The sequence below is a fragment of the Kocuria tytonis genome (assembly GCF_003226895.2).
Classification (GTDB): domain Bacteria; phylum Actinomycetota; class Actinomycetes; order Actinomycetales; family Micrococcaceae; genus Kocuria; species Kocuria tytonis.
Genome location: NZ_PNJG02000002.1, coordinates 324,626 through 344,688 on the forward strand (window position 1 = coordinate 324,626; position 20,063 = coordinate 344,688).

Genomic DNA, 20,063 nt, shown 5'->3' on the forward strand with positions numbered 1-20,063 from the left:
AACGTTCCGGGGGCACTTCCGACCCCCTCCTGTCAGGGCCCAGTCCCCGCCAGCGAGACCCACACCGCGTCGGTGGCGGTCTGGCCGAGCGCGACGCTGTGGGCGCCGTCGTCGAGCACTGCCTCGACCGACCCGGAGTACGGGCCGCCCGAGCGGATGTCCAGGGGCACGCCCACGCCGATGCCGTTGTCCTCGAAGAACCGCAGCAGCTGCGAGTCCCGGTCCGAGATCCGCTCCACCCGCACGCGGGCGCCGTGAGGAACCGTGGAGAGGGACACGGCGTCGGGCGCGGTGATGCTGCCGTCCCTGGCGGGGATGGGGTCCCCGTGGGGGTCGCGGGCGGGGTGGCCCAGGAGGTCGTCCAGGCGGTCGATCATGAAGTCCGACGCCGCGTGCTCCAGATGCTCCGCCTCGGCGTGGACCTGGTCCCAGCGGTAGCCGAGCATCTCCACCAGGAATGTCTCGATCAGCCGGTGCCGGCGGACCATCTCCACGGCGAGAGCGCGGCCCCGCTCCGTGAGTTCAATGGCCCCGTACGGGCTGTGCGCCACGAGCCCCTGCTCGGTGAGCTTCTTCAGCGCATCCGAGACGGTGGACGCGCGCAGTCTCACTGTCTGGGCGACCGCGGACGTGGTGACGGGTTCGGCGGACCACTCCCCCAGGTTCCAGATGGCCCTCAGGTAGTTCTGCTGGCTCACCGAGAGCTTCGCGACGGACATGACTGGGAGACTAACAAAGCTCCGTTGCCCCGGATTGCCGACCGGTGGACCGCGGAGCAGCACCGACAGCGGAACGGTCCAGGGAGAACTGCCGGTAGTGCGTGGGGCGGCCGAGGTAGGTCGACGGCGCACCACGCCCGGTCTCGACCATTCCCAGCCGCTGCAGGATCCGCACCGAAGCGACGTTCGCGTCCAGCGCCTCCGCCCAGACCGTCTCCAGCCCCATGATCTCGAACATGTGGTGGACACCGGCCTGCGCGGCCGCCAGGCCCAGCCCCTTGCCCCATGCGGCGCTCGGGCCGATGACGTATCCCAGCTCACGCCGGGTGGGCTCAGTGCCCTGAACATCTGCGTAGCCCACGAGCACCCCGTCGCACCAGGCGCTCAACCGCAGGAGATCCGCGGGTGGAGCCGTGTTCAGCCGCCGCAGGAAGGCGGCGCGTTCGGCCACCGGGACTCCTTCGGACCATTCTGCGGCGCGGCAGAAGAGGTCGTCGGATCCCCAGCGAGCGCAGAGCTCCGCGTCCGCCGCCGTGGCGGTTCGCAGCTCCACGAGGGGTGGCGTGGGCGTCATGTCCCCATGATGCTCGCCTAGACCGCCTGAGCGCGGAAAAGTCGCAATGTGCTTCCTACGGCAGCACCGGAGGTCCCGAAGATTCGGGAGGCGGTACCGTGGGCATCCGGGCGGTCCCCGCCGCCTGAGTCTCGGCCCTGGAAGGTGGAATCGCAATGTCGCACGAACGCACCACGCCCCCCCCCGCCCCCGGGAAACACCGGATACATCCCGCAGTCCCCTGGGCCCTGTTTGTCGTTGCCCTGGCCATCCTGATCGTGGGGACAGTGTTGGACAGTCCCGTCTGGACACTGTCCGCTCCCGTAGCAGCGGGCGGAGCCATTACCGGGGGCCTCTCCCAGGACTATCTGCCCATGGTCCTCTGCATCCTGGTGGCGTCCGTGTTCGTCTTGGGCATGCTGATCTTCGCGCCCTAGCTGCTACGGGCACAAGGGGTCTCCCCCCTTCTCACCACTGATGGGCGACGATTCCCACCTGGCCACACCGGCGGAACGGGGCACACCGCGCATCACCGGGTCGGCTCACTCACCGGGCGGCAGTGCCATTGGCGGCTGCGTTACGCCGTCGATCATCCGGCGCAGGAAGTTCGCCACCACGTCGCGCTCGGTCGCGGACATGTCGTTGACCACGGCCATCATGCGCCCGTGCATGTCCCGCAGCGTGGCGCGCACCTCGTGCTTGCCGTGCTCGGTGGGCACCACGGCCACAGAGCGCCGGTCCTCGGGGTGCGGCACACGCTCCGCGTACCCGTCCCGCACGAGCCGGTCCACCAGGATGCTCGTGGACGCGTTGGTGATTCCCAGCATGGCGGCGATGTCCTTCTGCCGCAGCACGGTGCTCTTGCCGCCCGCGGAGATCAGGTAGCGCAGGGCCAGGATGTCCTTCTCCCCCATGTCCATGTCCGCCCGCACACGTGTGCGCATGGTGGTCTCGGCCTCGCGGTACCTGCGCAGCAGGTTCAGCACGTCGACGCCGCTCGCGGACTCCGGGGAGTCGTCGTACCAAAAGTGCCGCATCCGTTGCGCCTCCGCCGCCATGCTCACGTCCTCCCGGTGGGTCACGGAGAGACCTCGTGTCCCGCCCGTCGCGTCGTCATGTAGAGTAACTAACTGTTAGACGACACATCAACCTGCGGCAGTTCGAAATCCCGGGCTCACGCAGAGCGAAGGACCCCCATGCTGCTCGCACCGCATCCGGCCCCGGCCACCACGGTGGTGCCGGTCGTCGACACGGCACCCACCGGCGTCGCGCCCGCCCGCTCCGTGTCCCTGTCCTCCGTCGCCCGCGCCGCCACCCTGGGTGTCCAGGTGTACCCGTCGGTGGCCTCTGCCGAATTCCGCATCACCGGCGATCTCGAGGGCATGCACCTCGCGGTGACCCTCGTGCTCACTCCCAGCCCCGAGAACCAGCGCATCAAGGACGAGATCAGCACCGAGCTCATCCCCGGTCTGGAGATCATCCTGGGCGCCTCCTTCGCCCGCACCACCCTGGACTACTCGGTCGCGGAGCCCGCCCTCGCCGCGGTCCCGGCCGTCGCCGCCTGAGCACCCCCGGACGACGCCGCCGCCCGCCGGCGGGTGCCCGACACTCCCCTGCCTGCGGCATTCAGGGGTTAGGAGCGGCCCGAGGCGCACTGCCACTTCCCGGTGCGTCCGCAGATGCGCCGTGCTGGCCCGCATGACGTTCATGGCCCTGTTTTCACGGAGTTCCCGTTCTGCTGCGAGGCCGTCACGCGAACACCCACAGCGCTCCGGAACCAGCAACCGCACGACACACGATCGCCCCAGCACAGCGGCTCCGTTGTGCTGGGGCGATCGTGTGCCGGGGGTTTTCGTGCCCGGCCGGGGAGCTGCGATCAGACCGACGCCGCCGCCGCGGCGGCCGCGGTGTTCGCCTCTTCCCGCTCGCTCAGCGCGGCGAAGAGGTGACGCCGCTTCTGGCGCAGGGTCCCGAACACCGCCAGTGCGATACCACCGGCGATCCACGCCAGCATGATCAGCACCGGGGTCACGAGCGAGACGTCCTGGAAGTACACGGCGTCCCGGATGGCGCCGACCCCCTGCGGCGCATACAGCCAGGTGTGCACCCACCCGTAGAAGCCGCCCACCATGTCCAGGGGCGAGGTCAGTCCGGAGGCACCGAGCCCCAGCAGGGGCATGAGGAAGATGCACAGTGGCATGGCCAGGGGCCCTATCACCAGCATGAGCCCCGTGGTCACGGTGACGCAGGACAGGCACAGCAGGTACAGCATGCACCAGGGCATGAAGGCGCTGCCGCTGAAGATCCCGAACACGGCCCACCCGTAGATGACCATGCCCGTGGCGACCACCGCCGGCATGAGGAACCAGAGCAGCACGCGCAGCTTGGTTCCCGCGGGCATGAGACTGCTGACGATGCCCGTCATGAACCCGCCGAGGATGGCACCGAGCGCCAGGTACGTGATGGTGCTGGCGTTGGGATCGTTCTCCACCGCGGCGGCGATGTCCTCGGTCGTGAGCTGCTTCTGGGCCTTCTGCGCCACCGGTGTGAACAACTGGGTGACGGCGGCGGTCACCTGTCGACCGTTCGCCCCGGCGACGTAGAGCTTGCCGCTGGCGGGGTCGTAGGCCGCCCGGGAGTCATGGGTTTTGATCTCGTCCCGGGCGTCGTCCGCGGAGTCCACGTGGTGGACGTCGAACTTGCCCGCGGAGCCGTCCGTGAGCTGCTGGGCGAGATCCGACGTCTGCGCGCCCGTGCCGATCACCGCCACCTTCATGTCATGGGGCGTGACGTTCGTGCTCGTGCCCACCAGGAGCATGGGCATGACGAACATCATGAAGAGCGGGAGCAGCATCCCCACGGTGATCATGCGCTTCTGCGTGAGCTTGGCGTCGACCTTCCGCCGGGGCGGAGCGGTGGGGTTCTGCATGGCCCCGATGGCCGATGCCGGGGGCATCTGCGCCATCCGGTTCATGAAGCCGTCCTCCAACGGCCGCTCGGACTCGGGGACGGCCGAGGAGCCCGCGGGGAGATCCTCGTCCCGTGCGCTGGGGCGGATCACGTTCTGGTCGCTCATGCGTGCTTCACTTCCTGGGCCCGGTGGCGCCCGCGCTGGGAAGCCGAGGGGGCGTCGTCGTCGGAGTCGTCGGAGTCGTAGGCGGCGAGCAGGGGCTCGTCGGGATGCTTGCGGGCGTGTTCCACCTGGTCCGCGATCGCGCCCCGGTCCTCGCCGGAGTGGGGGCTGCGCAGGGAGGCGAGCCAGAGCAGTCCCGCGCCCAGCAGCAGCCACGTGGCCAGCAGCAGGATCCAGGGGCCCGCACCGTGGCCGTCGAAGTAGATGACGCGCTGCAGCAGCTCACCGATGGCCCCGGTGGGCAGCATGCGGTGCAGGACCTGGAAGAAACCGGGCATGAGATCCGGGCTCGCGGCCACACCCGAGGCGGGGATGCCCAGGATCACGAACACGGTGATGCCCACGATGGTCGCCGCCTGCCCCAGGAGTCCGCCCACGCCGAGCTGGAAGACGGCCGCCGTGATGTAGGCCCCCATGGCCACGAGACCGGCGGGCACCAGGTGGGAGTCGTACACGCCGTAGAAACCCCAGGTGACGCCCATGGTCAGCACCGCGGCCACCACGGACAGCAGCCCGATCAGCCCCAGCTTGGACCGCAGGCGCATCCCCTTGCCCAGGTTCCCGAGCATGGTGGAGGTGACGTAGCCGGCCGTGACGCACGCGGTCATGATGTACATGTACGCGATGCCCAGGGTGTCCTTGGCCGCGGGCTTCTTGAGGTCGTTCACCTTCAGGGGTGTCCCGGTCTGGGCGGCCACCTGCTGGAACACGCCCTGGGCCGTGGCCGCGGCCTGGCGGCCACCCGCGGTGGCCACGAACAGGTCGCCGGTGGCGGGGTCGAACGCGGCGCGGGTCTCCCGGTCCATGACGTCCTCGCGGGCGGCGGCCGCGTCCGGCACGGTGCTCACGTCCAGTGCGTCACCGCCCTTGGCCGCCACCTGGCGAGCCACCTGCTGCGCGGCGTCGGCCGTCCCGATCACCTCTACCTTCATCTCGTGGGGTGCCGGTTGATGCATGGCGGAGACGTATGAGGCCGGGTACGCGAAGGCCATGAACAGCGGGAAAAGCATGGCCACGAGAATGATCGTGGTCGGAATCCGGGTGCCGGTTCCGGGTAGCTGAGGTGAGGACATAACCCGCAACCTTACACCTGTAAATGTCATTTTCAAATGTAAGATAGGTGTTCACAACTGCTATCCTGGCCCCATGGACGCCGCGGCCACCGACCCCCCTCGCACCACCTCACTGGACGTCAGGGTGGCCCACACGCTGACCGCCGTCCGCACGGCCTGCCTGGAACTGCTGGAGGTCCAGAACGCCCGGGACATCACGATCTCCCAGCTGTGCAAGAAGGCCGCCATCTCCCGCCCCACCTTCTACCAGCACTACGCGGGGCTCGACGACGTCTACGCGGACATCGTGCGCCAGGAGCTGTCCCGCACCGCGCACGAGCTGGAGTCCTTCGACCGCACACCCGGCCAGAACCCCCTGGAGCGCCTGCTGTCCTTCGTGCACGCGCACGGCGTGGGGGCCCTCGCCACGGTGGGCAACCGTCAGCTCGCGTCCCGCGCGCGTCCCATCGTGGAGCTGTGGCTCGCCGAGCGGGTGGCGCGAGCGGCCTTCGACGCGGACCTCGACGACCTCGACGCACCCCTGCGGACGCAGACGTACTTCGCCGCGGGCGGCCTGGTCACCGTCCTGACGCAGCAGGCGAAAGCCTCTTCCGGGGACGGGGCCAGCACGGAGGACATGGCGCACATCCTGCGCAGCGTCATGCGGGCCGTTCTGCGCGCCGAGCACTGACCCGCCCGCCGTTCCCGCCGTGCACGCGGCAGCCCCGTAGGAGCCGCGCACTCAAGCCCTCTGCGGGGATCCCGTTGTCACATACCCCCCTTGGGTATATTGTGGGGGCATGGACACCCACGAGACCGCCGTGCGCGGCTACACACAGGACAAGGCGTCGTACGCCCGGCGCCTCAAACGCATCGAGGGTCAGGTCCGCGGCATCCAGCGGATGGTGGACGAGGACGCCTACTGCATCGACGTCCTCACCCAGATTTCCGCCATCCAGTCCGCCCTGAAGTCCGTGAGCCTGGGCCTCGTGGAGGAGCACCTGGGCCACTGCGTCCGGCACGCGGTGGAACAGGCCCACGACACCGGGGACACCTCCGAGATGGACGCCAAGCTCGCGGAGGCCAACGCCGCGATCGCGCGCCTGGTCAAGAGCTGACGCGTCCCCATGCTTCGCGCCCCCTGCGGGCCACCACGATCGAAGGAGAAAGCCATGACCACCACCGTGAACGTTTCCGGCATGACCTGTGAACACTGCACCGCCTCCGTGACGGAGGAACTCACCGAGCTCCCCGGCGTCACCTCCGTGACCGTGGATCTGCACCCGGGCGAGGTCTCCCCGGTGACCATCGAGAGCTCCCGGGAGCTCTCGATGCAGGAGATCTCCGAAGCCGTGACGGAAGCGGGCTACACCGTTGAGTGAGCCTTCCCCGTCCACCGAGACCCTCGACACCGAGGTCCACGGCCCCCTGCGGGAGCTGGAGCTGCAGATCACGGGGATGACGTGCGCCTCGTGCGTGGGCCGGATCGAGCGCAAGCTGCGCAAGCTCGACGGCGTGGAGCCCGCGGTCAACCTGGCCCTGGAGTCCGCCACCGTGAAGGTCCCGCGGAACGTCTCCGACGAGCAGATCGTGGACACCGTCCACCGCGCCGGGTACGAGGCCCGCATCACGGGCGGCGCACAGGAATCCGCCGCCACACCGCAGGAGGGGACCGGGCCCGACCGTCGCACTGCGCCCGTTTCCCACGAGCTTTCCCCCGCCCACCGGGCCGCCCGCGGGGGTGACGCCGCGGCAGGGACGGCGGGTACGACGTCGTCTTCACCGGTTGATCCCGCCGCGCACCGGGGTGCAGGCACAGCCGCGGAGTCCGTCGCGGACCCGCGGGCTCGCGACACCCCAGCCGGGGAGTCGAGGCCGGCGGATCGCCCCGAGAAGAACGAGCACCGCGATCCGGCGCTCGAGACCACCCCCGCACAGCGGCGCATGACCGACCTGAAGAGGCGCTTCTGGGTCGCGGCCGCGTTCTCCGTGCCCGTGTTCGTGATCTCCATGGTCCCGGGGGCGCAGTTCCCGCACTGGGGCTGGGTGGCCGCACTGCTCGCGCTGCCGGTGGTCACGTGGGCCGCGTGGCCGTTCCACCGGGCCACCGCGGTGAACGCGCGGCACCTGTCCACCACCATGGACACACTCGTGTCCCTGGGCGTGGCCGCCGCCTACCTGTTCTCGCTGTGGCACCTGATCGCGGACCCCACCATGACGGCCCACGCGCACCCCGGCACCAGTATGGACATGTCCGCGCACCAGCTGTACTTCGAGTCCGCCGCCCTGGTGACCACGTTCCTGCTGCTGGGCCGCTGGCTCGAGGCGCGTGCGAAGTCCCGTTCCGGTGAGGCGCTGAAGGCCCTGCTGGACCTGGGCGCCCAGCAGGCCACCGTGCTGGACGCCCACGGCGCGGAACGCACCGTCCCCGTCACGGAGCTGCGCGTGGGGGACACGTTCGTGGTCCGTCCGGGCGAGAAGATCGCCACGGACGCCACCGTCCTGGAGGGCGAGTCCGCCGTGGACGCGTCCATGCTCACCGGGGAATCCGTTCCCGTGGACGTGGCCCCGGGGGACGAGCTGACCGGCGCCACCGTGAACACCACCGGCCGACTGCTGGCCCGTGCCACCCGCGTGGGGGCGGACACCGTGCTCGCCTCCATGGGCCGGACCGTGGCCCGCGCCCAGGCCACCAAGGCCCCGGTGGCGCGGCTCGCGGACCGGATCTCCTCCGTGTTCGTGCCCGTGGTCATGGGGATTGCCCTGCTGACCCTGGTGGGGTGGCTGCTCGTGACCGGGGACCTCAACCGGGCATTCGTGGCGGCGGTGTCCGTGCTGGTCATCGCGTGCCCGTGCGCGCTGGGGCTGGCCACCCCCACCGCGATGCTCACGGGAACCGGGCGGGGCGCGCAGCTGGGCATCCTCATCACGTCCGCAGAGGTCCTCGAGGACACCCGCTCCGTGGACACCGTGGTGCTGGACAAGACCGGCACCGTGACCCACGGGAGCATGGCCGTGAGTGCGGTGACCCCGCTGAACTCGTGGTCCAGGGACCAGGTCCTGGACCTGGCCGCCGCAGTGGAACGCTACTCCGAGCACCCGATCGCCCGGGCCATTGCCGACGCCACCCCGCACCGCTTCGACGTGTCCCGGTTCGAGTCCGCACCGGGCGGCGGCGTGAAGGGGTATGTCCCCGACGGCATGAATGCCCGGTTCGTGGTGGTGGGCCGCGAGTCCTGGTTGCACGAGAACGGCGTGCGCCTGAACCCGGAGGAGGCCGACGCCCTGGAACTGGCTCGCGCGGACGGCTCCACCACCATCCTGGTGGCCGTGGACGGCCGGCTCGCGGGGTTCATCGACCTCGCGGACACCGTGCGGGACGAGGCGCCGGCGGCCATCGCACAGCTGCGGCGGCTGGGGCTGCGCCCCATGCTGCTGACCGGGGACAACGCCGCCGTGGCCCGCTCCGTGGCGGAACAGGTGGGCATGGCCCCGGAGGACGTGATCGCGGACGTCACCCCGGACGGCAAGGTGGGCGCCGTCGAGGAGCTCCAGGCGCAGGGGCACGTGGTGGCCATGGTGGGCGACGGCGTCAACGACGCTCCCGCGCTCACCACCGCCGATCTCGGGATGGCCATGGGCTCCGGCACGGACGCCGCCATGCAGGCCGCGGACATCACCGTGGTGCGCAGCGACCTCACGGCCGTCCCGCTGGCCATCCGGCTGTCCCGCGCCACGCTGGGGACCATCAGGTCCAACCTGTTCTGGGCGTTCGCGTACAACACCGTGGCCGTCCCGGTGGCAGCCCTGGGGCTGCTGAACCCCGTGGTCGCCGGTGCCGCCATGGCGTTCAGCTCCGTGTTCGTGGTGCTCAACTCGCTGCGGCTGAGAGGCTTCGCGCGCTGAGCGCGAGCTCCCGGGATGCTGCTGCCGGGGTGCTGCTGCGACGAAGCCCCGGAGATCACGTGGTCTCCGGGGCTTCGTCCCATGCCGGGGTCGTCTCCCGGCGGCGGCGTCAGCGGACGCTGGAGCCCGGCTCCTCGCCCTTGGTGTCGGTGTGGACGCGCTGGCCGAACTCGGGCCCGTCGGAGGCGGCGGTGGACGCGCCGCCCTGCTGCCCGGCCTGGCGGGCGCGCTCGGCGTCCCGGCGGGCCTTGTTCTCGGCGAAGATCTTGGCGGAGGACCGGTTCACCCCGGTTCCCTGCCCCAGCTCCTCGGCGTTGGGCTTCTCGAGGAGCATCAGGGTGGCGCACACCACCACGGAGGCGATGAACGCGATGCCCGCGGCGATCAGGCCCAGGCCCACGCGCGCGGCGTTGTCGGTCCCACCGGCCGCCGCCACCGAGACCACCACGAAGGCCACGACCGCCAGAACGGCAGAGATGATCAAGGGGCCCTTGATGTCGGTTCTGCGCCGGCCGGTGTGCTCAGTGCGCTGGGCCACGTGATTCCTCCTGGCAATGATCGGGTGCGTGAGATCGGGGGCGAGGGGCGGGTTCCGCCCGTCGGTTCAGCCTGTCAGTCTACGCCGTCAGGCCCCTCGGGCCGGAGGGGATGCGGCACTGTCCGCTACCCGCGCATCGTGCCGCAGGCTCAGCGCGGCAATGAGCTGGGTGACGCCGATGAGGATGGCAGCGCCTCCCACCACGCCGAGCTCAGCCTTGGCCCCGAGCGTCTCCACGAGCACCATGCCCATGGCCGCGAACACGGTGATCACGCCGCACAGGGTCCAGTCGCGTCCCAGCGGGAACTGCCCGCGGAACCGCATGCCCAGGACCAGTTCGGTGAGCCCGCACAGGCCCAGGATCATGGCGGAGAGCAGGACGAACAGCCAGTTGCTCGTGGCCACCACCGCCGTGAGGGCACCGCCCAGGACGTACAGCACGCCGTAGGACTGGGGAATGCTGCGACTCGCACCGAGGTCCACGGTCTCGTTGCGGTTGATCCTGACCTGCAGGAAGATCGCGGAGAGGCCGGTGCCCACCAGGAACAGCGCCATGACCCAGCGCCCCGCTTCGAGGGAGGGCTGCTGCCAGAACACGGTGACCGCCGCGAAGACCAGTGCCACCAGAGCACGCAGCAGGGTGGGCGCCCAGAGGTCGTGGCGCACGTCCACCCCGCGGGAGGCCGGGCGGTTCTCACCGTTGTGCGGTGCGGGAATGTGCTGGGGCACGCGGGGACTCCTGGGATCGCGGCGGGTGTTTCGGCCAGTCTATCGAGCCACCCTGACGGGATCCCCGGCGCATCGCGGGATCGTCCTTCCCGCGGGGCGCGCCACCGCGCGGCATCCCGGGCACCGCTCCCCGGCCCGCCGCCGGCCCTCAGCACCCCAGCACGTCCCGGAGCACGCGGGTGCCGCGCGTGAGGTCCTCGTCCCGCGCCGTGAGTCCCAGCACCAGTCCCTCCCCGGGCGACGACGCCGCACCCCGCCGTCCCGGGGCCCCCGCCCCTTCCCCACCGGTCCAGTACTCCCGCAGACCGCTCACCAGGACCCCGCGCTCACGGGCGCGGGCCACCGTGGCGGCCTCGTCCGGGACCTCGACCACCGCGTGGGCACCCCCGGCCATCGGCACCACGAGCACCCCGGGAAGGTGCGCGAGGGCCTCGGAGACGAGCGAGCGGCGTCGACGGAAGGAACGGCGCATGCGGGCGGTGTGGCGCTGGAACTCACCGGCGGCCATGAACCGGGCGAGGGCGTCCTGGGCCACGAGCGAGACCGGCGATCCGAGGTCCGCCCGCGCGCGGAGCAGCTCCGGCAGGAGGGATGCGGGGGCCACCAGGTGGCCCATGCCCACGGAGCCCCCCAGGACCTTGGCGAAGCTGCCGAGGGTCACCACGGTGTCCGCGGCGGTGTCCAGTGCGCCGAGAGCCGGCAGGGGCTGGCCGGTGTGGCGCAGCTCGGAGTCGTAGTCGTCCTCGATCACCACGGCACCGTGCTCGCGCGCCCACGCCAGCAGCTCCGCCCGCCGGCTCACGGGCATGGTCCCGCCCAGCGGGTACTGGTGGCCGGGGGTGACCACCAGGACGTCCGGGGGTGCGCTCACGTCCCACCGGCTGACCCCGCCCCAGCGCCCGGCGGGCAGGGCCGCGGGGTCAAGACCGTTGTGGTCCACGGCCACGGGCAGGGCGGTGTGCCCGGTGGCCTCCACCACCCGGCGCAGCGCGGGGTACCCGGGGTTCTCCACGGCCACCCGCAGGGTCCGACGCCGCGCGACCCCCAGGACCCGCAGCACCAGCTGCAGCCCGTCCCGGACGCCGGCCGTGACCAGGACGTCCTCCGGGGCCCGCACGATGCCGCGGCTGAGCCGCAGGTACGCCGAGAGGTGCTCCTGGAGGGACGCCCCCGCCGTCTCCCCCCGTGCGGTGGCGCCCGCGGCGTCCCGCCACGCACCGCGCCAGGCGGGGGTGTCCAGGGCGGTGACGGGACCCGCACCCGGGCGCAGGTCGAGGACCCGACCCCCGCCCCCGGTGGTCACGCTCGGACGCGGGGTCTCTGGTGGTGCTGCAGCAGATCCGGGACGCCGCGCGGCGCCCGGGCGGCCGAGCGGCGTCGCGCGGGACGGGGGCGGAACTGGGAGGGACCGGGGCGGCGTCGTGCGGGCTGGGAGCGGAGTAGTGGGGAACGGGGGCGCCGTCGTCGCCCGCGCGGGCGCTCGGCCCAGGTGCAGGGATGGCGTGATCCGCGTGGCGCCGCGGTCCGCCACGAGGTAGCCCTCCCCGGTGAGCACGTCCCACGCGGCGGTCACCGTTCCGCGGGAGACGCCCAGCCGGCCCGCGAGCGCCCGGGAGGACGGGAGGGGATCCCCGGGGCGGAGCACGCCGCACGCCACCAGCTCCCGCACCCGGCGGACGAGCTGCTCACCCAGGGGCACCCCGGAGGTGCGGTCCACGGCCAGGGGCAGGTCGATGTCACGGGGGTGTCTCATGCCGCGGACTGGCGAGCAATGTATCCGGCCATACCAGGCACGGTGAAAGCCACCTTGCCGTGGTCAGGAGCGTAGATCATGCCCTTGTGGAGCAGCTGCGCGCGGGTGGGGCCGAGCGTGCTGGCGGTGACACCGAGGCGTGCCGCCAGATCGCCGGTGCTCGACGGCCCGTCGCCGTCCTGCGCCATGGCGCTCATGTACTCGCGCTCCCTGCGAGTTGCCCGCCCCCACCGTGCAGGGAAGAAACCCGCATCCAGCTGCGCCCACCCCCTCTGAATGGCCAGATCGGCATCTTCGGCGGTGAAAGGGGTGGATGGGGCCACCTCCCACATGGCCTGGCCGAACTCCTGGATGAAGTAGGGGTAGCCGCCCGTGGCGGAGACGAGCGCCTCGAGAGCCTCGGGCTCGAAGGCTGCCCCGACCTCCTTTGCGGGTCTGGCCAGGGCATCACCCGCCGCCTCTCGGCTCAGCGGTCCGATGCTCCGGTAGTCGAAGAGGCGCTCTGCGGAGCTGCGTGCGGCGCTGAGGGTCGCGGGCAGGTTGGGCAGTCCAGCGCAGATGAGGTAGAACGGCCACTCCCGCTGCCCGGCGATGTGCTGCACCGTGATGATGGCACTCATCAGATCCGGATCCAGGTCCTGCATCTCGTCGATGAACAGTCCGAAGGCACTCTCCTCAGCCCCGAGGGGTTCGCTGAGGTCCGCCACGAGTTCTTCCAGGTCGACATCCAGACGCCCGGAATTGGCCCGCCCACCCTGCAGATCCACCCCTGCGGACACCCCACCGGGCCCCACCGGGACACTGAAGGACTGGATGGTGGACAGGGCTTCCGCGAATCGGGGTCCCGGGTGACGCCCATGGTGCCGCCGGGCGGCAACAATGAGCTCACGGGAGAGCCTGTCCCGCACTTCTTCCCGTCCCCGCCCTTCCGGGCGCCCCTCCAACTGGACCGTGAGCCAGCCGTGGTGATCCGCCTGGGCCCGGAGAACATTCAGAAGCACGGTCTTGCCCACACCACGCAGCCCGGTGAGGACCATTCCCCGGTTGGGGCGGCGCAACGTGGTACGGGCGATCATGAGGTGGAAGGCCTCCAGTTCCGCTCTGCGGCCGCTGAGGACTTTGGGGCGCAGGCCCGATCCGGGACTGTAGGGATTGGCAGCGAGGTCCATGCAGTAAATTCTAGGCAGGTATAGCAAATTTTATATACTTGTCATTATTTTCCTAGTTTTCGGCATCACCACGCCCACGAGGTGACTGGACCAGCCATTCCCGCCAATTATGGCTCTGTCCCTGGGCCACTTGGGCCGCCAGGATGGACGCATGACTGAGACTTCACAGCCTTTCGCCCAAAACCCCACCCCCGTGACCGGCTCGCCCCTGGTGAAGCGCGGTCTCGCGGACATGCTCAAGGGCGGTGTGATCATGGACGTGGTCACCCCGGAGCAGGCCCGGATCGCGGAGGATGCCGGCGCGGTGGCCGTGATGGCGCTGGAGCGCGTGCCCGCGGACATCCGCTCCCAGGGTGGCGTGGCCCGCATGAGCGATCCCGATCTGATCGAGCAGATCATCGAGACCGTCTCCATCCCCGTGATGGCCAAGGCGCGCATCGGGCACTTCGTGGAGGCCCAGGTGCTGCAGCACCTCAAGGTGGATTACATCGACGAGTCCGAGGTGCTTTCGCCGGCGGACTACGTCAACCACATCGACAAGCACCGCTTCGACGTCCCCTTCGTGTGCGGGGCCACCAACCTGGGCGAGGCGCTGCGCCGGATCACCGAGGGCGCGGCCATGATCCGCTCCAAGGGCGAGGCCGGCACGGGCGACGTCTCCGAGGCCACCAAGCACATCCGCACCATCCGCGCGCAGATCGCGGAGCTGCAGGCCACCTATGCCGCGGCCCCGGATGCCCTGTACGTCAAGGCCAAGGAGCTGCAGGCACCGTACGACCTCGTGGCCGAGGTGGCCCGCACCGGCTCCCTCCCGGTGGTGCTGTTCACCGCGGGCGGCGTGGCCACCCCCGCGGACGCCGCCATGATGATGCAGCTCGGCGCGGACGGCGTGTTCGTGGGCTCGGGCATCTTCAAATCCGGCAACCCCGCCGAGCGCGCCCGCGCCATCGTGGCCGCCACCGCCTACTACGACGATCCCGCCCGCATCGCGGACGCCTCCCGCGGTCTCGGCGAGGCCATGGTGGGCATCAACGTGTCGGACCTTCCCGCCCCGCACCGTCTCGCGGAGCGCGGTTGGTGAGCGAGCCCCGCTCACCGCACTCCATGCCCGGCGACGCCGCCCTCCCGGATTCCGCAGCCCTCCCCACCTCGGGCGCACGGACCGGGGGTGCGGCGTCGTCGTCCCTTCAGGGCACCGACCGCGGCGGCGCCGCCGTGCCGGAGCAGCGCAGCGGTGCCCACTCCGATCGGGCCGTGACGACACCCGTGGTGGGCGTGCTCGCCCTGCAGGGCGGGGTGATCGAGCACATGCGCGCCGTGGAGTCCCTGGGCGCCCGCGCCGTGAAGGTGCGTGCGGCCGAGGATCTTGTGGACGCCGCGGGGCACCCGCGGATCAACGCCCTCATCCTGCCCGGCGGCGAGTCCTCCACCGTGGACCGGCTGTGCCGCACCTTCGGGCTGTTCGAGCCCCTGCGGGACGCGATCCGCGGTGGACTGCCCACCCTGGGCACGTGCGCCGGGCTCATCATGCTGTCCTCGCGGATCCAGGACCCGGCGCCCGGTCAGCGGTCGCTCGGCGTGCTGGACGTGACCGTGAACCGCAACGCGTTCGGCTCGCAGGTGGCGTCCGCGGAGGTGGACCTGCCGTGGCTGGGCCCGGCGAACGACGTCGTGGGCCCCGACGACCACCTCAGGGCCGCGTTCATCCGCGCACCCGAGGTCACACGGGCCGGCCAGGACGTGGAGGTCCTGGCGAAGCACGGGGACGCCGTGGTGGCGGTGCGCCAGGGCAACGTCCTGGGCATCAGCTTCCACCCCGAGCTCATGGGGGACACCACGCTGCACCGGCTGCTGCTGGATGACGCGGCGCGACATCTGACGCAACACGGGTAGCGCCCGCCCGGCGACACGGTGTAGACCGGACTCCCCTGACCACTTCGACGGAGGATCTCTTGGCCGGCTTCACCACTCGCACCATCCACGCGCTGCACGACGTCGCCCTGGGCGCCGTGGTGCCCCCGATCCACACGGCCTCCACGTTCCTGCAGCCCACCGAGGGCGGGGAGGGCCCGTTCGAGTACCAGCGCGGGTCCAACCCCACCCGCACCGATGCCGAGACCACCCTGGCCGCGCTGGAGGGCGCGCAGCACTCCTTCGCGTTCGCCACCGGCATGGCCGCCACGGGCGCCGTGCTGGGCACCCTGCACTCCGGTGACTCGATCATCATGGGCCTGCCCGTGTACGGCGGGAACTACCGCTGGGCCACCATCGAGCTGCCCAAGCGCGGCGTGACCACGCACTTCCACGACGACCTCAACCAGCTCAGCGACGAGGACTTCACCGAGAACACCCGCATGGTGTTCCTGGAGACCCCGACCAACCCCACGCTGCGGGTGACCGACATCCGCCGCGTCGTGGAGCTGGCCCACCGTCACGGCGCCCAGGTGGTCGTGGACAACACGTTCCTCACCCCGTACCTGCAGCGCCCCCTGGAACTCGGTGCCGACGTCACCGTGCAGTCCGCCACCAAGTACCTGGGCGGGCACGGGGACCTGCTGGGCGGCGTCGTGAGCACGAACGACGACGAGCTGGCCGAGCAGGTGCACCTGGCCCAGATGGTCTCCGGCGGGGTGCTCTCCCCCATCGACTCCTACCGGCTGATCCAGTCGGTGAAGACCCTGGGGCTGCGCCTGGACCGCCAGCAGGAGAACGCCCGGCGGATCGTGGAGTTCCTGCGCGGCCGCGAGGAGGTCGCGCGTGTCCTCGTGCCCGGTTCGTACGACGACGCCGAGGCCCGGATCCAGGAGGGGCAGGCCGACGGCCCCGGGGGCCTCTTCTCCTTCGAGCTCGTCCCCGGCAAGGACGTCCGGGCCTTCCTGGGCCGGTTGCAGATCTTCGGGTTCGCGGTGAGCCTGGGCGGCATCGAGTCGCTGATCTGCCTGCCCACCACCATGACCCACGGGGCATACTCCCCCGAGGACCGGGAGACCGCGCACCTGACCGAGAACCTGCTGCGCGTGGCCGTGGGCATCGAGGACGTCGAGGACCTGCTCGCGGACCTCGCCCAGGCCCTCGACGCCGCCTGAGCACCGGGGACCCGCCGTGGAACTGCAACGACCGAGCCGCCGGGCCGTCCTGGGCGCCACCGGGCTGGCGGGACTGACCGCGCTGCTGGCCGCCTGCACTCCCGACGGCGGGACGCCCGGGACCGGAGCCACGGGCGGCTCCGGGGCCGGCCCCGCGGCGGACCGGCTGCGGACGATCCAGGAGGCCGGTGAGGTGCGCATCGGCATGGAGGGGACGTTCCGGCCCTACGGCTACCACGACGACTCCGGTGCCCTGGTGGGCTTCGAGAAGGAAATCGGGGACCTCATCGCGCGCGACCTGGGGGTCCGCGCCACCTACGTGGAAACCCAGTGGGACTCCCTGATCGCCGGTGTGGACGCGGGGCGCTACGACCTGGTCCTGAACAACATCGCCCCCACCGCGGAGCGCAAGCAGAACTTCGACTTCTCCATCCCCTACGCCGTCTCCCAGGGACGGGTGGGGGTGGCGAAGGACTCCCCCCTGACCTCGGTGAAGCAGGTCTCCGGACACTCCGCCGCCCAGACCGAGACGTCGAACTTCGGTCAGACCATGGCCCAGCAGGGCGCCCAGCTGGTTCCGGTCACCGGCTTCGACGAGGCGGTGATGCTCGTGGCCTTCGGGCGCGTAGACATGACCGGCAACGACTTCGTGACGTTCCAGGCCTTCTTCGACCAGCGCCCCGACGCCGGGATCCGGCTCCTGGAGGGCCCGCTCGGCGATCCCTCGGAGTCGGCGGTCCTCATGGCGCGCAACCAGCCCCGGCTCCGTGCGGCCGTGGACAAGTCCCTGACCACCCACATGGACAACGGAGATCTGAAGAAGATCTACGAGAAGTACGTGTCCACCGACCTCACCCCGGAGCCATGACCGACTTTCTGAGCCTGTGGGCCGATTCCCTTCCCCAGCTGCTGGCGGCCACCGTGAAGGTGACCATTCCGCTGAGCATCATCGCCTTCGTCCTGGCCCTGGTGGTCGCGGTGCTCGCCACCGTCATGCGGCTCAGCCGGATCCGCCCGCTGCAGTGGGTGTCCCGCTTCTACGTGTGGCTGTTCCGCGGCACGCCGATCCTGGTGCAGCTGTTCATCATCTTCTACGGTCTGCCCGCCGCGGGCATCACGCTCTCGGCGTGGACGTCCGCGATCATCGCGTTCACCCTGAACACCGGCGCGTACGCTGCCGAGACCCTGCGGGCCTCCGTGCAGTCCATCCCGCGGGGCCAGCTCGAGGCCGCCCGGACCCTGAACTTCACGGGGTGGCAGACCGTCCGCCACGTGATCGCACCGCAGGCGCTGCGCATCGCGCTCCCCCCGCTGGGCAACGACCTGATCGACCTGGTCAAGGGCACCTCCCTGGTCATGGTGATCACCCTGGCGGACGTGTTCCAGGTGGGCCGCCAGATCGCCGCGACCAACTTCCAGCCCCTGGCCCTCTACGCGGAGGTGGCCGTGGTCTACCTGGCCATCTTCACCGTCCTGTCCTTCCTGCAGTCCCGCCTGGAGCGGGCCTCCAACCGCTACATCAGGAGCCCCCGTGCTTGAGCTGAACGACGTGTCCAAGAGCTTCGGCGGGACCGCGGTCCTGACGCGGGTGTCCCTGGCGCTGAACGACGGGGAGACCACCGTGGTCCTGGGCCCCTCCGGATCCGGCAAGTCCACCCTGCTGCGCACCATGAACCTGCTCGAGATCCCCGAGTCCGGGTGCCTCAGCATCAACGGGGACTCGGTGACCTTCGGCGGCTCGCTCACCCGCAAGCAGGTCTCGGCCATCCGCCGCCGCTCCGCCATGGTCTTCCAGGGGTACAACCTGTTCCCCCACCAGAGCGTGCTGGACAACGTGGCGATGCCCCCGGTGCTCAACGGCAAGGCGGACCGCGCCGCGTCCAGGGCCCGCGCGGTGGAGCTGCTGGGGAAGGTGGGCATGAGTCACCGGCTGGAGGAGTACCCGGACAACCTCTCCGGTGGTCAGCAGCAGCGCGTGGCGATCGCCCGCGCCCTGGCCGTGGAGCCCGACTACCTGCTCTTCGACGAGCCCACCTCCGCCCTGGACCCCGAGCTGGAGGCCGAGGTCATCAGGGTCATGGTGGACCTCGCCCGGGAGCGCCGCTCCCTGGTGGTGGTGACCCACAACATCGGCTTCGCCCGCCGGGTCGCGGACCGCATCGTGTTCCTCGCGGACGGCGGGATCGGTTTCGACGGCACCCCGGAGGACTTCTTCGCGTCCGAGAGCGAGCGGATCCGGCGCTACCTCAACGTCTTCGACGCCGTCTGAACCCGCGCCCGGGACGTCAGCCGGGGTGTCGAACAGGGCCCAGCTGTGGCGCCGGCCGTGGCACGAGCAGCACGCACCGCGGAAGCGTCGTCGATGAGCTGGCGGGTCGCAGGGTGCCTCAGAAGCTCCCGGACGCCCCGCCGCCGCTGAAGCCGCCGCCCCCGCCGAACGAGCTGGACGCGCCCCCGCCGTAGCTGGAGCCGGACGAGCTCGAGGCGTGTGACGCCCCGCTGTAGAGGGACGGGTACATCACGTACAGCGGCAACCAGGACTGGAACGTGGGCGCGTACTGGATCTCGCGCTCCACGCCGTCCTTGTCCTTCGCTTTCCCGGGGGTCGCATTGAGCCCCGGGGCCTCGGGGTTCTGCTGCCGGTAGCGGTGGTAGGCGCGGCGCATGCCCTCGGTGATGCTCTCCTCCGGGTGCTCGCGCTGGAACTGCTCGATCTCCCGGTCCGCCTGCTCGCGGATCTTCTTCGTCCGGCGGCTGCGGCGCCACGCGAGAAAGCCGCCCACCACGGCGCCCAGTCCCACGAGGCCGAAGATCACCCCCATGATCGTGGTGCTCCGGGCCTCCCGCTCCGCCGCGGCCTGGGGGTTGGCCTGGTCGTAGACCTCGGTGAGGGTGTCCGTGAAGGCCTCCGCGTAGTGCTCGTTCTTGAAACCGGGCTGGAGCTCGTCCTTCATGATGGACTCGGCATCGCCGTCGGAGAGCACCTCCCGGGCACCGTCCGCCACTTCGATGCGCAGCTCGCGCTCGCCCATGTCCGCCACCACCAGCACGCCGTTGTTCCGGCCGTCGTCCCCCACGCCCCAGTCCGTGGCGACCTTGCGGGAGTAGTCCTCGATGCTCTCGCCCTGGGTGTCGTTCACGGTGAGCACGGCGGCGCGGATGTACTCGTTGTCCTTGTTCTTCTGCCCGATCAGGCGGTTGAGGTCCGCCTCCTCCTGCGTGCTCAACAGGTCCGCCTGGTCCTGCACCGCTCCCTCGCTGGGCCGGGGTGGAACGTCCAGCGCCTGGGCGGGCAGTGCCGAGCCCGCCACGAGCACGGCACTCAGGGCCCCGGTCAGCAGCAGCCGCGGCAGCAGCGGGCGTGCGGTCTTCTGGTCAGTCACGGGAGCCTCCCGGTCTCGACGTCGGCGCGGCGCGCCGCTTCC

At 70.8% G+C, this 20,063-nt stretch carries 22 protein-coding genes; 12 read left to right on the top strand and 10 right to left on the bottom strand.

What is annotated here, in order from left to right:
- Window positions 1-32: 32 nt before the first annotated feature.
- Window positions 33-719, bottom strand: a complete 687-nt coding sequence (locus C1C97_RS07360) for a metal-dependent transcriptional regulator (protein ID WP_121030942.1) — start codon at window positions 717-719, stop codon at window positions 33-35.
- A gap of 10 nt (window positions 720-729) precedes the next feature.
- A complete protein-coding gene (locus C1C97_RS07365) occupies window positions 730-1,293 on the bottom strand; it encodes a GNAT family N-acetyltransferase (RefSeq protein ID WP_121030944.1) in 564 nt (187 codons plus the stop codon).
- Window positions 1,294-1,559: 266 nt separating this feature from the next.
- Here C1C97_RS07365 and C1C97_RS12335 point away from each other — a divergent pair, with 266 nt between their 5' ends.
- Entirely contained in the window at window positions 1,560-1,709 is a 150-nt protein-coding gene (locus C1C97_RS12335) for a hypothetical protein (RefSeq protein WP_158591137.1), read from the top strand.
- 105 nt (window positions 1,710-1,814) lie between these two features.
- Here C1C97_RS12335 and C1C97_RS07375 read toward each other — a convergent pair whose 3' ends face one another.
- On the bottom strand, window positions 1,815-2,354 hold the full coding sequence (locus C1C97_RS07375; protein WP_233542804.1) for a MarR family winged helix-turn-helix transcriptional regulator: 540 nt from the start codon (window positions 2,352-2,354) through the stop codon (window positions 1,815-1,817).
- 114 nt (window positions 2,355-2,468) lie between these two features.
- Between C1C97_RS07375 and C1C97_RS07380 the strand changes: the two genes are divergently transcribed.
- Window positions 2,469-2,837: a hypothetical protein gene (locus tag C1C97_RS07380; protein WP_110919575.1), complete on the top strand. Its 369-nt coding sequence runs from the start codon at window positions 2,469-2,471 to the stop codon at window positions 2,835-2,837.
- Between the two features lie 311 nt (window positions 2,838-3,148).
- On the opposite strand, the gene C1C97_RS07385 is transcribed toward C1C97_RS07380, so the two are convergent.
- Window positions 3,149-4,348 (bottom strand): ABC transporter permease, encoded by a 1,200-nt coding sequence (locus C1C97_RS07385; protein ID WP_110919574.1) that lies wholly within the window; start codon window positions 4,346-4,348, stop codon window positions 3,149-3,151.
- A complete protein-coding gene (locus tag C1C97_RS07390; RefSeq protein WP_325048972.1) occupies window positions 4,345-5,415 on the bottom strand; it encodes an ABC transporter permease in 1,071 nt (356 codons plus the stop codon). Before C1C97_RS07390 ends, C1C97_RS07385 begins: the two co-directional genes overlap by 4 nt.
- Window positions 5,416-5,551: 136 nt before the next feature.
- Between C1C97_RS07390 and C1C97_RS07395 the strand changes: the two genes are divergently transcribed.
- From C1C97_RS07395 to C1C97_RS07410, 4 genes are all read left to right on the top strand, one after another.
- On the top strand, window positions 5,552-6,148 hold the full coding sequence (locus C1C97_RS07395; RefSeq protein ID WP_110919572.1) for a TetR/AcrR family transcriptional regulator: 597 nt from the start codon (window positions 5,552-5,554) through the stop codon (window positions 6,146-6,148).
- Window positions 6,149-6,257: 109 nt separating this feature from the next.
- Window positions 6,258-6,575 carry a metal-sensitive transcriptional regulator gene (locus C1C97_RS07400; protein WP_110919571.1) on the top strand — a complete coding sequence of 106 codons (318 nt, stop codon included), beginning with the start codon at window positions 6,258-6,260 and terminating at the stop codon, window positions 6,573-6,575.
- A gap of 54 nt (window positions 6,576-6,629) precedes the next feature.
- On the top strand, window positions 6,630-6,839 hold the full coding sequence (locus C1C97_RS07405) for a heavy-metal-associated domain-containing protein (RefSeq protein WP_110919570.1): 210 nt from the start codon (window positions 6,630-6,632) through the stop codon (window positions 6,837-6,839).
- A complete protein-coding gene (locus C1C97_RS07410) occupies window positions 6,832-9,363 on the top strand; it encodes a heavy metal translocating P-type ATPase (protein WP_121030950.1) in 2,532 nt (843 codons plus the stop codon). The genes C1C97_RS07405 and C1C97_RS07410 overlap by 8 nt, the downstream gene beginning before the upstream one ends.
- A gap of 109 nt (window positions 9,364-9,472) precedes the next feature.
- On the opposite strand, the gene C1C97_RS07415 is transcribed toward C1C97_RS07410, so the two are convergent.
- From C1C97_RS07415 to C1C97_RS07430, 4 genes are all read right to left on the bottom strand, one after another.
- Window positions 9,473-9,901: a hypothetical protein gene (locus C1C97_RS07415; RefSeq protein WP_121030951.1), complete on the bottom strand. Its 429-nt coding sequence runs from the start codon at window positions 9,899-9,901 to the stop codon at window positions 9,473-9,475.
- 87 nt (window positions 9,902-9,988) lie between these two features.
- A complete protein-coding gene (locus tag C1C97_RS07420) occupies window positions 9,989-10,630 on the bottom strand; it encodes a hypothetical protein (protein WP_233542805.1) in 642 nt (213 codons plus the stop codon).
- Between the two features lie 148 nt (window positions 10,631-10,778).
- Entirely contained in the window at window positions 10,779-12,383 is a 1,605-nt protein-coding gene (pdxR, locus tag C1C97_RS07425; protein WP_121030953.1) for a MocR-like pyridoxine biosynthesis transcription factor PdxR, read from the bottom strand.
- The gene (locus C1C97_RS07430) at window positions 12,380-13,552 is read right to left on the bottom strand and encodes an ATP-binding protein (RefSeq protein ID WP_121030955.1); all 1,173 of its coding nucleotides are present in this window, start codon (window positions 13,550-13,552) and stop codon (window positions 12,380-12,382) included. The genes pdxR and C1C97_RS07430 overlap by 4 nt, the downstream gene beginning before the upstream one ends.
- Window positions 13,553-13,703: 151 nt before the next feature.
- On the opposite strand from C1C97_RS07430, the gene pdxS reads away from it, so the two are divergent.
- From pdxS to C1C97_RS07460, 6 genes are all read left to right on the top strand, one after another.
- Window positions 13,704-14,633, top strand: coding sequence for a pyridoxal 5'-phosphate synthase lyase subunit PdxS (gene pdxS / locus C1C97_RS07435; protein ID WP_110920820.1), 930 nt, complete (start codon window positions 13,704-13,706; stop codon window positions 14,631-14,633).
- A gap of 173 nt (window positions 14,634-14,806) precedes the next feature.
- Window positions 14,807-15,445: a pyridoxal 5'-phosphate synthase glutaminase subunit PdxT gene (gene pdxT, locus C1C97_RS07440; protein WP_267897594.1), complete on the top strand. Its 639-nt coding sequence runs from the start codon at window positions 14,807-14,809 to the stop codon at window positions 15,443-15,445.
- Window positions 15,446-15,504: 59 nt separating this feature from the next.
- The gene (locus C1C97_RS07445) at window positions 15,505-16,638 is read left to right on the top strand and encodes a trans-sulfuration enzyme family protein (RefSeq protein ID WP_121030957.1); all 1,134 of its coding nucleotides are present in this window, start codon (window positions 15,505-15,507) and stop codon (window positions 16,636-16,638) included.
- A gap of 16 nt (window positions 16,639-16,654) precedes the next feature.
- Complete coding sequence (locus tag C1C97_RS07450; RefSeq protein WP_110920822.1) at window positions 16,655-17,506, top strand: amino acid ABC transporter substrate-binding protein; 852 nt, start codon at window positions 16,655-16,657, stop codon at window positions 17,504-17,506.
- Complete coding sequence (locus tag C1C97_RS07455; RefSeq protein ID WP_121030959.1) at window positions 17,503-18,177, top strand: amino acid ABC transporter permease; 675 nt, start codon at window positions 17,503-17,505, stop codon at window positions 18,175-18,177. Before C1C97_RS07450 ends, C1C97_RS07455 begins: the two co-directional genes overlap by 4 nt.
- Entirely contained in the window at window positions 18,170-18,907 is a 738-nt protein-coding gene (locus tag C1C97_RS07460; RefSeq protein ID WP_121030961.1) for an amino acid ABC transporter ATP-binding protein, read from the top strand. The genes C1C97_RS07455 and C1C97_RS07460 overlap by 8 nt, the downstream gene beginning before the upstream one ends.
- Before the next feature lie 118 nt (window positions 18,908-19,025).
- On the opposite strand, the gene C1C97_RS07465 is transcribed toward C1C97_RS07460, so the two are convergent.
- The gene (locus tag C1C97_RS07465; protein ID WP_233542806.1) at window positions 19,026-20,021 is read right to left on the bottom strand and encodes a TPM domain-containing protein; all 996 of its coding nucleotides are present in this window, start codon (window positions 20,019-20,021) and stop codon (window positions 19,026-19,028) included.
- Between the last annotated feature and the right edge of the window lie 42 nt (window positions 20,022-20,063).

Excerpts from the sequence above, each read along its gene's own strand:
- C1C97_RS07360 (WP_121030942.1), bottom strand. The coding sequence starts at position 719 with ATGTCCGTCGCGAAGCTCTCGGTGAGCCAGCAGAACTACCTGAGGGCC.
- C1C97_RS07365 (WP_121030944.1), bottom strand. The coding sequence starts at position 1,293 with ATGACGCCCACGCCACCCCTCGTGGAGCTGCGAACCGCCACGGCGGCG.
- C1C97_RS07380 (WP_110919575.1), top strand. The coding sequence starts at position 2,469 with ATGCTGCTCGCACCGCATCCGGCCCCGGCCACCACGGTGGTGCCGGTC.
- C1C97_RS07385 (WP_110919574.1), bottom strand. The coding sequence starts at position 4,348 with ATGAGCGACCAGAACGTGATCCGCCCCAGCGCACGGGACGAGGATCTC.
- C1C97_RS07390 (WP_325048972.1), bottom strand. The coding sequence starts at position 5,415 with ATGCTTTTCCCGCTGTTCATGGCCTTCGCGTACCCGGCCTCATACGTC.
- C1C97_RS07395 (WP_110919572.1), top strand. The coding sequence starts at position 5,552 with ATGGACGCCGCGGCCACCGACCCCCCTCGCACCACCTCACTGGACGTC.
- C1C97_RS07400 (WP_110919571.1), top strand. The coding sequence starts at position 6,258 with ATGGACACCCACGAGACCGCCGTGCGCGGCTACACACAGGACAAGGCG.
- C1C97_RS07405 (WP_110919570.1), top strand. The coding sequence starts at position 6,630 with ATGACCACCACCGTGAACGTTTCCGGCATGACCTGTGAACACTGCACC.
- pdxR (WP_121030953.1), bottom strand. The coding sequence starts at position 12,383 with ATGAGACACCCCCGTGACATCGACCTGCCCCTGGCCGTGGACCGCACC.
- C1C97_RS07430 (WP_121030955.1), bottom strand. The coding sequence starts at position 13,552 with ATGGACCTCGCTGCCAATCCCTACAGTCCCGGATCGGGCCTGCGCCCC.
- pdxS (WP_110920820.1), top strand. The coding sequence starts at position 13,704 with ATGACTGAGACTTCACAGCCTTTCGCCCAAAACCCCACCCCCGTGACC.
- C1C97_RS07455 (WP_121030959.1), top strand. The coding sequence starts at position 17,503 with ATGACCGACTTTCTGAGCCTGTGGGCCGATTCCCTTCCCCAGCTGCTG.